The organism is Rhizobium sp. USDA 3886 (genome assembly GCF_056279785.1).
Genome location: NZ_JBWCDC010000002.1, coordinates 466,017 through 478,053 on the forward strand (window position 1 = coordinate 466,017; position 12,037 = coordinate 478,053).

At 57.0% G+C, this 12,037-nt stretch carries 9 protein-coding genes and 1 pseudogene; 5 read left to right on the forward strand and 5 right to left on the reverse strand.

What is annotated here, in order from left to right; translation table 11 throughout:
• Positions 1–72: 72 nt before the first annotated feature.
• The 3 genes and pseudogenes from ACZ9BX_RS22510 to ACZ9BX_RS22520 all read right to left on the reverse strand — a co-directional run bounded on the left by ACZ9BX_RS22510 (position 73) and on the right by ACZ9BX_RS22520 (position 4,134).
• A complete protein-coding gene (locus tag ACZ9BX_RS22510; RefSeq protein WP_476220243.1) occupies positions 73–2,202 on the reverse strand; it encodes a hypothetical protein in 2,130 nt (709 codons plus the stop codon).
• An 869-nt stretch (positions 2,203–3,071) separates the two neighbouring features.
• Positions 3,072–3,908, reverse strand: a pseudogene (locus tag ACZ9BX_RS22515) (OB-fold nucleic acid binding domain-containing protein); the annotation flags it as partial.
• Positions 3,877–4,134 carry a P-loop NTPase fold protein gene (locus ACZ9BX_RS22520; RefSeq protein ID WP_244564784.1) on the reverse strand — a complete coding sequence of 86 codons (258 nt, stop codon included), beginning with the start codon at positions 4,132–4,134 and terminating at the stop codon, positions 3,877–3,879. The gene ACZ9BX_RS22520 and the pseudogene ACZ9BX_RS22515, both read right to left, overlap by 32 nt.
• A gap of 152 nt (positions 4,135–4,286) precedes the next feature.
• Here ACZ9BX_RS22520 and ACZ9BX_RS22525 point away from each other — a divergent pair, with 152 nt between their 5' ends.
• The 4 genes from ACZ9BX_RS22525 (at position 4,287) to ACZ9BX_RS22540 (ending at position 8,713) form a co-directional block, all read left to right on the forward strand.
• Entirely contained in the window at positions 4,287–5,918 is a 1,632-nt protein-coding gene (locus tag ACZ9BX_RS22525) for an ATP-dependent nuclease (protein ID WP_087005416.1), read from the forward strand.
• Positions 5,915–7,051 carry a UvrD-helicase domain-containing protein gene (locus ACZ9BX_RS22530; RefSeq protein WP_087005413.1) on the forward strand — a complete coding sequence of 379 codons (1,137 nt, stop codon included), beginning with the start codon at positions 5,915–5,917 and terminating at the stop codon, positions 7,049–7,051. Before ACZ9BX_RS22525 ends, ACZ9BX_RS22530 begins: the two co-directional genes overlap by 4 nt.
• Positions 7,052–7,191: 140 nt before the next feature.
• Positions 7,192–7,779: a DUF6088 family protein gene (locus ACZ9BX_RS22535; protein WP_087005410.1), complete on the forward strand. Its 588-nt coding sequence runs from the start codon at positions 7,192–7,194 to the stop codon at positions 7,777–7,779.
• Positions 7,769–8,713, forward strand: a complete 945-nt coding sequence (locus tag ACZ9BX_RS22540; RefSeq protein WP_087005407.1) for a nucleotidyl transferase AbiEii/AbiGii toxin family protein — start codon at positions 7,769–7,771, stop codon at positions 8,711–8,713. The genes ACZ9BX_RS22535 and ACZ9BX_RS22540 overlap by 11 nt, the downstream gene beginning before the upstream one ends.
• A gap of 265 nt (positions 8,714–8,978) precedes the next feature.
• On the opposite strand, the gene ACZ9BX_RS22545 is transcribed toward ACZ9BX_RS22540, so the two are convergent.
• Complete coding sequence (locus tag ACZ9BX_RS22545) at positions 8,979–9,797, reverse strand: DUF5677 domain-containing protein (RefSeq protein WP_087005404.1); 819 nt, start codon at positions 9,795–9,797, stop codon at positions 8,979–8,981.
• Positions 9,798–10,227: 430 nt separating this feature from the next.
• Here ACZ9BX_RS22545 and ACZ9BX_RS22550 point away from each other — a divergent pair, with 430 nt between their 5' ends.
• The gene (locus ACZ9BX_RS22550) at positions 10,228–10,935 is read left to right on the forward strand and encodes a hypothetical protein (protein WP_087005401.1); all 708 of its coding nucleotides are present in this window, start codon (positions 10,228–10,230) and stop codon (positions 10,933–10,935) included.
• Positions 10,936–10,937: 2 nt separating this feature from the next.
• Here the strand turns inward: ACZ9BX_RS22550 and ACZ9BX_RS22555 are convergent, their stop codons facing one another.
• On the reverse strand, positions 10,938–11,807 hold the full coding sequence (locus ACZ9BX_RS22555) for a hypothetical protein (RefSeq protein ID WP_087005398.1): 870 nt from the start codon (positions 11,805–11,807) through the stop codon (positions 10,938–10,940).
• Between the last annotated feature and the right edge of the window lie 230 nt (positions 11,808–12,037).

The window sequence follows — 12,037 nt, forward strand, 5'->3', positions numbered from 1 at the left end:
ACACCCATTACTGCCATTGGCAGCTGAGCTCGTCATGGCCGCTTTGGCAGCAAGACGCGACCCAGTAATCGATCATCGATCTGGCGAGCTGATCGAGCCGTCGGCGTCGGCGGTGGACTCCGAAGGGTCGGGCCCCGACGCCGAGCCGAGCATCTTACCCCATTGCCCAGGAACGTGCAGGAAGCCTTTCTCTTTGCTCGTGTTCCGCCGGCTCCAAGACGCATGCCGGGCCGCCGAAAAGCTCGGCATGTCCAGATGAATGGAGATCGTTGCTTCGGCAGTCGTCCTGAGCGACCTTGTATGATCAAAGTCAGCGAACTCGGCATGTCTTCCGCCGACCGACTTCCACGTATTCGAAAGCGGCCCCCAGGTCCGAAGCAATTCGTGCCCAGTCAGCAGCAAAACCCGGTTGCGCGGTCCGCCGTTCGGCGCAAGTTTCCGCGTCCAACGCACGAGCCGTCGCAGCAACAACTTTTCGCCTTCGGTGAACTCGTTCCTCAACACCGATACCGCGAGGTAGCAGCCGGGAAATTGAAGAGCGAGATCCTGCAGTCTGACGATGTCCTTGGGTTTGAGGGTGTCGCCCTCGCTGAATGACTTGGCTTCCCCAAAGATGATGTCGGGGTCGTGTTTCTCGTCAAAGCCTTCCGCCCGGTGCAGCGCGACATAGTCGGCCTCGATACTCTTACCGTCCCTGACGAGTTGAACGGCGGTGATGAAGTTGAGGGATCCGATGTGGTTATTGAGCTCGTCGATCGCCCGGAGCGCGAGGACTGCGCCATAGGCGCCCTTTGCGTAGTCCTGCACCGAGAACGGCCCCGATACACGATATGCCCACTTTCGAGCGCCGCTGTCGGCGTTTTGCGGGAAGGGGTATTCCTTCAGGCATCGGCTGCAGGACAGGGCATAGCCCAGCTTGTCCACCGGGTCCCAGTTGACATGAAGACAATTGGTGCAGCGGGTCTCTAACCCCAGAACGATAACATTCCGCTTGGTGAAATGCTCTATGTCGCCCCGCCCGTAGTCCCGTTCCTTTCTCTTGTTGACCAGATCGGCCCACTGCTTGATTGACCGCGATCGCGGAGGAAATTCCTCCTGCATTTCCTCGGTCTCGTTGCTCCGTCTCCGTATGGCGCCCGCCATGTCGTTCATGGTCCGCAGGATCTCTTCATCCGCGATGAGGTGGGCTCCCCCAAGACCGCCGAGCTGATCGAGCACGTGTTTGGCGATATGACCCGGCTCCGACAACGAGACGGAATAGCCCGCCCTGGTAAGAATTCCGGTGATTGCCTTCTCTTGCGTTTCGAACTGCAGGAATGAGGAGAGACCAACGTACTCCTGACCGATACTCCAACCCTCCGTGCCGATCAGCACGTCTCCCATACCGAGGGATAGCCGCGGGTGAGAGCGATCGTAGGTATTGTAGGGGTAGATCGTCGCCAGGTTGGTTCGGCCGTAGTTAGAGACCTTGAGGCTGTTTACCCACCGAAGGTGCCCCGCCCCGTACCGGGCTGCGAAATCGGGACGCAAAGGTTCGAAGGTTGTGCTCAGATGGTCGCTAGACCGGTCCACTTCCAGGCTCACCTGCTTTTCGTGGACGAACAGCCGCAGGCGCTCGGGCGCATTCATCATTCCTTCGCCGGGTGCGTCCCAAATGCGATCACGCCAATGCTTGATCGTCAGCGAGTGGTTGTGACCGCGCGCCGGCGGCAGACCTGGCTTTAGGGTCTGAATCGTGTGTTGCCTCGCATCGTCGGAGATGCCTCGCGCGAACTCGAGGGTTGCGGAGTGCATGATACCCGAGGGGTTTCCCTCCAATGGCCGATATTCCGCTTTGCAAAGCGCCTGGATATCGGTAGCGAGTTCCGCGACCCAGCTGATCGGAAGAGGTAAGAGTGGAGCCGGCTCGCTTCTCAGGTTCCACAGGTCGATGATGTCCGTGGTCTTGGATGGGTCAAAAACGAAGAACTTGAGGCCGTGCTGCCAGCTCCGCTCAGGCTCGATGCCGTGGGATGATGGGTCGAACGGTTTCGTCGTGCCCTTGAGATAGACATGGCGCCAAGTCTGGGGGCTCCACGGCATGGGCTCTGGCCTAAAAACTTCATTGTAGCTCGAAGCGAAATATCGCTGGTCGTCTTCGGTGGGAAAAACGCCGAACATGGCTTCGGCAGCTCCAGTCGACGGAGGCTTCTCGACAACCATTGCCGACCTCGACTCGCGTCGTATGAAGCGCTCTTCGCGATCATAGAGTTCTGCGAGCGCATCAGTGATGGGTAACCCGAATTTCAGCTCGGCCCAGGACTTGTTCGGATCGGACGAAAGCAGTTCGTCAAGCGTAACCGAACGATTGCCGATAACTCCTCGTAGGCTCTCAAGTCCCAGATCCTCAAGCAGGCCGGGCTTGGCCTCCACGAAGGCGTCGGGTTCGAAGAACCGTATGTAGCCGCGTGCGATGTCCACGCCAGTCTTGTCGCCCTGAAATTCCCCGGCCCATGCCCTGGGTGGCTTGCGGAACACAGGGATGATGGGGTTGTATCGGCCGCCCCACATGCATGTGGAGATACGCATGAAGCGGATGATCGAGGCGCGGTCGGTTGGGCTGACAAAAGGGCGACGCGTGTCGGGCGGAGCCGAATGTTAGCGGTGATCTCTGCCATATGGGGAAATTCCTGACGCCGGGCGTTACAAGTTCAGACCTCCCGGAATTAGGGTGTTCTTCAAGGATTGCGCCCCCATTCTTCAAAAAGCCGGTGGAAATTCTTGGCTGCCATAGTGGACGTAACTTTCCACGAGCTGATTATAAACAATATGCCGGCATTTCTGCCGCGAAGCGGACAATAATCACTGACGAGTCCGATGACAACGTTCCACCCCGTCATCGACATCCGGACTGCGCAAACCGAGTGGCAGTTTTCGGGAAATCGTAGAAGCTGTCTGAGTGACGGAAACGCGGGCGCGAACCCGTCGTTGAACGCGTTAATCGCAAATGTCCGCAGTGGGCTCGACAGCGAGCGAGCTTTTAAAAGTCTTGAAAGGATGCCAAGCCCAGACCTAGGCGTCTGTCACCAAAATCATTGAAAATTCCGGCTCTTGATCTTCAGCGTGTCGATAGGAAGATCCGGCACGAACAATTCTCGTGCACGAAGTCCGGGTGGCGGCCGCTCACGGGAATCGGCGCTTCCGTGCGAGCCATGGGCGAACTCATCGCCGCGGCCGGTCGGCGGCCGGAATGCTCCGTCGCGTTCGGCAAGGCTGGACAGATCGGCCGAGAGATCGAAGAGCTGCTGGGCGACCAGGTGCACCACATCCCCTTCCCGCTGGATCTTGCCGTTGATCGCCATCATGCTGGCGCCGAGCACGACCCGGCGCGACCGCTCGAAGAGCTTTGGCCAGACGACGATGTTGTCGATACCGGTCTCATCCTCGATCGTGATGAACATCACGCCCTTTGCCGAACTTGGCCGCTGGCGCACCAGCACCAGGCCGGCCGCCATCAACCATTGTCCGTCGCGCGCCGTCGCCGCCTCGGCACAGGTGACGATCCGACGCCTGGTGAGGTCACCGCGCAGAAAACTCAAGGGGTGCTGTCGGAGCGTGAGGCCGGTATGGCTGTAATCCTCGACGACGTTGCGGCCTTCGGTCATCTGACGCAGCTCGACGTCCGGCTCCTGCTGTTCGGCAATCGCCCGCGCCTCCCGCTCCACCGCGGCAGTGAACAGCGGCAGCGGCTCGTCGCGCAGCGCTTTAATCGCCCACAGCGCATCTCGTCGCTCCAGACGCAGTGACGGCAGGAAGGCGTCGGCTTCGGCAAGCTCTACGAGCGAGGCGACGGGTACACCGGATCGCCGCCACACATCGTCAACCGATGCAAAGGGTTCATCGGCGCGAGCGGCGACAATGCGTGCCGCAAGCATTGAATTCGACGAAGACGAAGTCTTTCTCACCTTCTTTCCTCTCTCGGTTAGCGAGGGATGCCTGGGTCAGTTTTATCATGGAGGATTTTCCAATGCCCCATGATCCCGAAACACCGATTGAAATTGGGCGCCCCCGCGCCTGGACGATGATTTCCGCTACGGTGTCGGCCACTCCCGAAAAATTAAGGAAGTCTTTTTCAGTTTCATTATCTGCCCACATTCAAGGCCTCCCCCGTCGCGCCTGTCGATAGTAAAAGCATCGCATCGAAACGTTGCACCGATGATTCGCCTTGCCCTACATTTGCAACGTATTGTTCGCGCCAAAGCTGTGTCAATTTGGAAATTCTTGCCTCGCCGGAAATAGGGAAGTCGATGTACATCGAGAAGGTCAAGATAAAGAACTTCAAGTGTTTCGAAGGCTGGTTCGCCGCCGATTTCAATCGGGGCGTCAACATCATCGTCGGCAACAACGAGGCCGGAAAATCCACGCTGCTCGAAGCTATCCATCTATGCCTGACGGGTATGCTGAACGGGAAATACCTGCGCAACGAACTATCTCCCTATCTTTTTAACCGGAAGGTCGAGCGGGCGTATCTGGACAGCATCGCCGCGAAAGAACCTCTCGATCCGCCGGAGATCCAGATCGAGCTGTTTCTCGGCGGTGATGGCGATGCGTTAGAAGACCTGCGCGGAAACGGGAACTCCGAGAAAAACGACAAGGCTCGCGGCCTTCTCTTCTCGATCGAGTTCGACAAGAAATATGACGGTGCCTATACCGAGTTGCTGAAGAACAGGGAGATCAACTCGATACCCTTGGAATTCTATCAGGTGCAATGGTCGGAATTCTCCCGCCAACCGGCGATGTCTCGCACCATTCCCATCAAATCGGCCCTCATCGATTCAACAAGCACGCGTGTGCAGAGCGGTTCGGATATGTACATCTCCCGCATCGTCAGAGAGTTTCTGGACGACAAGGAACGTGTTGCGATATCCCAAGCCCACCGCAAACTGAAAGACACCTTCAAGGCCGACGGCAATGTCGGCGCCATCAATGAAAGATTGGCGGAAGCGGCGAAGATCAGCCGAAAAAAGGTCAGCATCTCGGTCGATATGTCGTCTCATAATGCCTGGGAAAACAGCCTCATGACTTATATCGAGGATGTGCCCTTCCACTATATCGGCAAGGGCGAGCAGTGCATCGTCAAAACGCGCCTCGCGCTGAGCAGCAAAAAGAACAGCGAAGCGACCGTATTGCTGATCGAGGAGCCGGAAAACCACCTCTCGCACTCGAAGCTCAACCAGCTCATCAGCGATATCAGCACCGATAATAGCGGCAAGCAGGTCATCATCACCACGCATAGCAGCTTCGTCGCGAACAAACTCGGACTCGACCACCTGATCCTGTTACGGGAAGCGAAGGTCACACGGATCAAGGGTCTGGACGCGAGCGACTTCTTCCATAAGCTGCCTGGCTACGACACGCTGCGTCTCGTGTTGTCGCAGAAGTCGATCCTTGTAGAGGGCGATGCGGACGAGCTGGTCGTCCAACGGGCCTATATGGATACCAACGGGGGAAAATTGCCGATCGACGACGAGATCGATGTCATCTCGGTCGGGCTTTCGTTCCTGCGTTTTCTCGAACTGGCGACGGCGCTGAAAATCCCCGTCGTGGTCGCGACCGACAATGACGGCGATATTGCCGCACTTGAAAAGAAGTACGCCAAATACGATGACGTCGATCATATCACAATCTGCTATGATCCTGTGGTGGATAAGGGCGACCTGGTCCTCGGCGACAAGCCCTTCAACTACAACACCCTCGAGCCGAAACTGGTCAAATCCAATAGCGTCGAGACCTTCAACACGCTGTTCGGTACGAAGCATAATCTCGATGACCTTCATCGTTACATGAAGAACAACAAGACCGAGTGCGCGCTGGCGATTTTCTCGGCGAAGACAAAAATCAGTTACCCGAAATATATTCTGGATGCGATCGCCAAATGATGGGGCCGAACAAGCTCGTCATAGCTGCGGCAGGCTCGGGGAAGACCACCTACCTCGTCAGGCAGGCGCTTGCGGTTGAACAACGCGTCCTCATCACCACCTACACGGAATCGAACGAAGAAGAGATCCGGCGCAAATTTTTCGAAATCCATGGCTCGGTTCCGGGCAACGTGCATATCCAGACCTGGTTCAGTCTGCTGATCGAACACGGCATCAAGCCCTTTCAAGGCAAGCTGTTCGATTGGGATGTCGCCGGCATGCTTCTGGTTTCGCAGAGATCCGGTTTTCGAGGGCGCGACCGGCAAGGCCGTCCCGTATATTGGGGTGAAGAAGATTTCAGGCGCTGCTACTTCGACCGTCGAAATCGCGTCTATTCAGACAAATTGTCGAAGCTGATGATACGGTGCAACGAGGCATCGGACGGCGCTGTCATCGAGCGGCTTTCCCGTATCTATCCCTTTATTTTCGTGGATGAGGTGCAGGATCTGGCAGGCCACGACCTCGACATTTTGACGGAGCTCTTCAAAAGCCCTGCCAACGTCGTCATGGTGGGTGATCCCCGACAGGTCACCTATGTCACCCATCTGGAGGCCCGTCTTAAAAAATATAGAGACGGCGGCATTGCCGACTTCATTCGGGCGGAACTTCCCCGAAAAGTTGCATGCGATATCGATGTAACCAGCCTCGTGACATCGCACCGCAATAGCACGGCTATCTGCGAATTATCGTCGAAACTTTATCCAAAATTGGCTGCTGCGACTGCATGTAAATGTCCTGGCTGCAGGCAACCGGTCCCTGTTGATGCGGGTCTCTTCATCGTCCGGCGAAAGGATCTGCCCCGCTATCTTGAGATGAGACGACCGGTGCAGCTCCGATGGAGCTCTACCGTCAAGATAGCATCTGCCGATCTGCCGGCGCTAACGTTCGGACGGTCCAAGGGCCTCGGTTTCGATCGTGTCATTATCTATCCCACGAAAGAAATGATGGACTGGCTGAAGAATGCTCAATCGGCGCTGAAAGCCGAAACCCGCGCGAAACTTTATGTCGGTCTTACCCGCGCGAGCTATGAGCTGGCAGTGGTTTACGACCCCGCCGATGAAGAGGTCGTTACAGGGTTTACCGTTTTCAAATAGGGAAAATCTCGAAGGAAGTTCCCATATTGATAAGAGATTCCAGCGTATTACGTTTCCATAGAGCTTCGCATTTTGCATGAAATTTGGAAAAAATTGCATTCACACCCATATGTCGCTATAGTGAGTGCAGGAGCTATCCCATGACGAAATTACAGGAACTGAAAAAGCATCTTCAGTCCGGCAAGGTCTACCGTCGGGAGGACCTCGTCCAATGGTCGTCTTCGGTCGACCGGCACCTGCAGCAGCTGCTGGCGGAGGGGTACCTGACCAAACTATCGACCGGCGTCTATCACCGGCCGAAGCAGACCGCGTTCGGCAAGGCGCCGGCGGAAGATGATGCTCTCGTCGAAGCGTTCCTGAAGGACGACCGTTATCTCGTCACCTCGCCCAACGCCTATAACAGCCTGGGTGTGGGAACGACGCAGCTCTATAACAAGACCGTCGTCTACAACCATAAGCGTCACGGCAACTTCACTCTGGGTGGTCGGGAATTCGAGTTCCGCAAGAAACCAGCCTTCCCTAAAACCCTGACCAAGGAGTTCCTGCTGGTCGACCTGGTCAACAATCTCGACCATCTGGCCGAAAACCGCGAACAGGTGCTGGCCCGCGTAAAAGAACGTGCCCTGCAGGGCAATCGCAGCGCCCTCACCCGTGCCGCCAAGGAATACGGCATGGTGCGCACACGCAAATTCTTCAACGGCCTCGTAGCGGACGCGCATGCCAACTGATTTCCTCCATAACCATAAGGATTTCGGGGCACTACTGCGCATCGTCGCCGAGGAGATGAAGGTGCAGCCGGTGCTTGTCGAAAAAGACTACTGGATCATGCACTGCCTTTACGGTCTGCAGCAGCTGAAGATGCGGTTCGAGCTGAAGGGCGGCACCTCGCTCTCCAAAGGCTACCGCATCATCAACCGCTTCTCGGAAGATATCGATATCCGCATCGAGCCTCCCGAGGCGATGGGCGTCAAGACGGGTCCTAATCATGACAAGCCCGCACATCGCGAAGGCCGCAAGGCCTTCTATGACTGGTTGGCCGAGACGATCACGATCGACGGCATCAAAAGCATCGAACGCGATACCGAATTCGACAACGAGAGTTACCGCAGTGGCGGCATCCGCCTCTATTATCCGGAGACGACCGGCACATCGTCGGTGCTCAAGGACGGCGTGTTGCTCGAAGCGGGCTTCGATACGGTGGCGCCCAACATCGACAAGGAGATCAGCTCCTGGGCCTACGATTACGCGTCATCGCGCGTCGAGCTGGTCGATAATCGCGCGTTTGCTGTGCCCTGCTACGAACCCGGCTACACACTGGTCGAGAAGCTCCAGACCATTTCCACTAAATTTCGCAAGCAGCAGGAAACCGGACAGTTCTCTGTCAACTTCCTCCGGCATTATTACGACGTCTACTGCCTGCTGGAGCAAGCGGACGTGCAGGCCTTCATCGGCACGGAAGCGTATCTCGCGCACAAGGAACGCCGCTTCCCGAAACTCGACGATCCCGACATCAGCCGTAATCCGGCATTCGGCCTCTCCGACCCCGATATATTCCGGCTTTACGAGCGCGCATACGAGCGGACCGCGGCGCTTTACTATCACGGCAGGCCAAGCCTGAGAGAGATCATCGCACGTTTCGCGTCCTACGCAGAGCGCCTCTAGGGGTCTCGTCACATTCCAGCTGACCTTTCGCCTTCCCTCATCATTTCCGTGTCGGGGACTCCCTCCGGTGTGAGGCGTCTGAAACAGAAATCCAAGCTCCTCGCCAACAACCGGTAAGGGGGCACCGTCGACGAGATCGATTCGAGCCGGCGGTTAAACTTTTCACGCCGTGGGCAACGCCACCTGGCTGTTAATGGAAAATCGATCCGGCCGAATCGGACCTGGCCTTTGGCCTATGAGAGCGAAGCATCGACACGTTCTTGGATCAATGCGCAGAAGGAGAAGGCGCTTCTTGAGGCATCGCATCTGCATCCCTATGCCGATCGCGAAACTCCGCCACGCCTTCGCGATACAGCTCGATATAACGGCGGCCGAGCGCGGAGAACTCGGCCTCGTTCTGTGTGATCCCGAGCGAATGACGTAGATGCAACACGACCGTCATGCCAGCAAGCGCGATGAGGCCAATCGTGTCGAACATTTCTTCATCTTCGAGCTGCGGATCGAGTTCAAGGCATACCCTATCGTATTTTTCCTGCGGATGCCGACATAGTGAGGTCCATGTTACATGTTCTGCATCGGCGGAAATCTGCCGGTAGAAAAGCTGAAAACGAGGGAAATTGCTTCCTTTGCTCAGCTCGCCGATATTCAGGCTCTTGGGCTTGGTCTCGCCATTGCCCATGACGAATTGCTGCAGCTCGCGATTGGCTTCCTCGGAGAGTTCCGTCGTCTTCTGGAGGAGCTTGCCACGCGATATCCGGCTGGCCTGGTCGTCATCATAAAGGATCGGCAAATATTCTGCCGTGGTGCACGCCGACTCCATGTGCATCGCACATTCGATGATGCCACGTGCCATGATGCGAAAGGCAAGCTGTTCCTCGTTCTGCAGCAGCACCAGTGCCGAACGGATAAGTGTCAAAGCCCGCGCTGCGATCGCAAACTTCGCGGACAGGGCCCTCGGATCGTCGCTGCCGGCTGTTTCCTGCGCAAACTCGCCAATGAAATCGCGGGCACGATCATTGAATATCACAAGCCAGTCGACCCAATCGGCATCCTCGATCGCCGGCGGACTATACGTATCGGTCATGGTGGCATCCCCTGATGTCGCCGCCGTCGATGTTCGAAGCTTTTAGCCTAACAGGGTAAGCCCTGACGCGGCGCCCGTGCCGAAGGCCACGATAGTCTGCAAGGTTGCATTCCAAAAGTGGTTGGTTCCGGTCGTTAGCGTTGTCGTCTCTGTGGTCATAGGCGTACCCTTTCTCTCTAGATTCATGAACAGGTAGAATTGCACCCCGACGAGGGGCAGAAGAAGGAAGAGGCCAACGGCACAGAACGCCGCTGCGGGAACTGCCCCCGCACCTGTTAAGCCTGTTAGGCTAAACGCTCCTTTGCTTTACATAGGATTGCGCTAGGCTCTCCGCAATACAACCGAACCGACGGCGCGATCTTTATGTTGTTCAAACCCGAGCAGGGCTTGCGACTATATCCGGATCGCTCAGGGCAACGTGACCGAGTCCATGGCAAAGCCCTCCCGCTTGCTCGCCGGCGTCGAACGGTTCTGCGATTTCTTTCAGAAAGACCTGCTCACCGGCGAGCAGGAACTTACCCCCACGGCGGGCTTCCTGCTCATGCACAGCTTCATGCTTTACGAAGGCAGCATCGCCACCGCCCTGACCGGTCACGCGGTCGCAATCTATCCATTGCTCCGCACCGCGTTGGAGTCGGCATCCTATGGCTATCTGATGAGATCGGACACGGCGGTCGAGGCTCTATGGTTGAATCGCCACAACAGCGAAGCCGACATGAAGGCGGCTCGCAAGGCCTTCACGTCGGCCGTCAAGGACGTTGCGGCCGCGATCGACAAAGCGGAACCCAATACAGGTAAGGCGGACCTGATCAATCTGGCCTATCAGGGCGCTATCGATTGGGGTGCCCATCCCAATCCGCGTTCGATCCACCACCACATGGAGGCGCCGGAGGATATCGGCACCCATATCCAGATCAACCTCACGGCGCTTCATCCCCGTGGTTCCCTCGAGTATGATCGGTCGCTACTGGCGTGCCTCGATTTCGGGATGTTGCTTGGCATCGTGATCGCCCATAGCCTCTCCACGATCAGCAAGGAGACAGTGCGCAAGCTGCAGGAACTCAACGATATGAAAGAGGCACTGCTGGAAAGCGAATTTCCTGACACCTATGCCGCGATTGGCCCACTCAAGCGGTAGGCTCAATATTCGTTGGTGACGCCAGTCTCCGCCCAGAGCATGCGTTCCTGCTCCTCCTCCAGTGCCGAGCGCTCCACCACCTTGGACTTCATGTCCAGCGCGTAGAGCGGCATTTGCCAGCGGTTGTATAGTTGACCGACATGGTCGTCACTGGCGGCTTCCGTGACCAATTTCTCTTCGATCAGCCGTTCGAGCATGGCCTGAATGAGCCGGTCGCTTTCATTGCAGGTCGTGGCATCCTGAAAATCCACCTCGTCCCATACAGCGGACACGGCGTTGATCCCTTTGATGCTGAAGGCGCCAACGGCGGACAGTGCCTCGGCGACGATCAGCGCATTCGGCTTGAAATCGAACATGCTGGTGTAGCCACCAGGTGCGACCCACTGCAGGGTGCCGTCATCAAGGCCTTCGATGTCGGCATAGAGGCGGGTTTCCCGCTGGTAGATAAGATCGTTCGGCGCGATGAACTCGCCCATGCCGCCTTCAAGGTAATGCGTCACGCGCCGCTGATCGATGATCTTGCGCAATTCCTTCAGATCGACCGGCCGCCATTGGCAGGCTTCTGCATAGAGACGCCGCGAAAGATGGTCGTAGTACCAGCTCATCAACGTCCCGATCCTGCCGGCGATGCGCTTTTTGGGGCAGCGGACAATGTCCATGAGGATGAGGATCTTGGCCGCTTCCTCTTCTGCATGACCCTTCAGTACACTAGATTCACGGGGCATGTCCGAGACCTTCTGCGACGCGGCATAGAGGCCGCGTGCGCTTTCCAGCAGGATGGGCAGGCCTTCGGCGACGAACGCCGTGCGCTTGTCGGCCGGCATGTTGGCAATCCTGTGCGCCTGCCGCAGTCCGATATCCGTCTTTGCCATGTGTCCGCCCCTCCGTTCCGATGATCCATAGCAATTGGCGGGGATGAAATCATCATCGCACCGTCGGTGCTCGGGCTGTCGTGAACCGAACCCGTAGCCGGCACGGATCCACCTGCCTTGTTTGGGTCGCGACGAAGAATAGCTATCTGCTCATCTCCCCGAACATCTTCGCGAATTTTAGTCACAACCGTTTGTATTCACATCTAAAGAGTTCTCCACAACCAACGAAT

What these genes read in the sequence shown, in the direction of transcription:
- ACZ9BX_RS22510 (WP_476220243.1), bottom strand. Translation starts at nt 2,202, where the DNA reads ATGGTTGTCGAGAAGCCTCCGTCGACTGGAGCTGCCGAAGCCATGTTC.
- ACZ9BX_RS22520 (WP_244564784.1), bottom strand. Translation starts at nt 4,134, where the DNA reads ATGTGGGCAGATAATGAAACTGAAAAAGACTTCCTTAATTTTTCGGGA.
- ACZ9BX_RS22525 (WP_087005416.1), top strand. Translation starts at nt 4,287, where the DNA reads ATGTACATCGAGAAGGTCAAGATAAAGAACTTCAAGTGTTTCGAAGGC.
- ACZ9BX_RS22530 (WP_087005413.1), top strand. Translation starts at nt 5,915, where the DNA reads ATGATGGGGCCGAACAAGCTCGTCATAGCTGCGGCAGGCTCGGGGAAG.
- ACZ9BX_RS22535 (WP_087005410.1), top strand. Translation starts at nt 7,192, where the DNA reads ATGACGAAATTACAGGAACTGAAAAAGCATCTTCAGTCCGGCAAGGTC.
- ACZ9BX_RS22540 (WP_087005407.1), top strand. Translation starts at nt 7,769, where the DNA reads ATGCCAACTGATTTCCTCCATAACCATAAGGATTTCGGGGCACTACTG.
- ACZ9BX_RS22545 (WP_087005404.1), bottom strand. Translation starts at nt 9,797, where the DNA reads ATGACCGATACGTATAGTCCGCCGGCGATCGAGGATGCCGATTGGGTC.
- ACZ9BX_RS22550 (WP_087005401.1), top strand. Translation starts at nt 10,228, where the DNA reads ATGGCAAAGCCCTCCCGCTTGCTCGCCGGCGTCGAACGGTTCTGCGAT.
- ACZ9BX_RS22555 (WP_087005398.1), bottom strand. Translation starts at nt 11,807, where the DNA reads ATGGCAAAGACGGATATCGGACTGCGGCAGGCGCACAGGATTGCCAAC.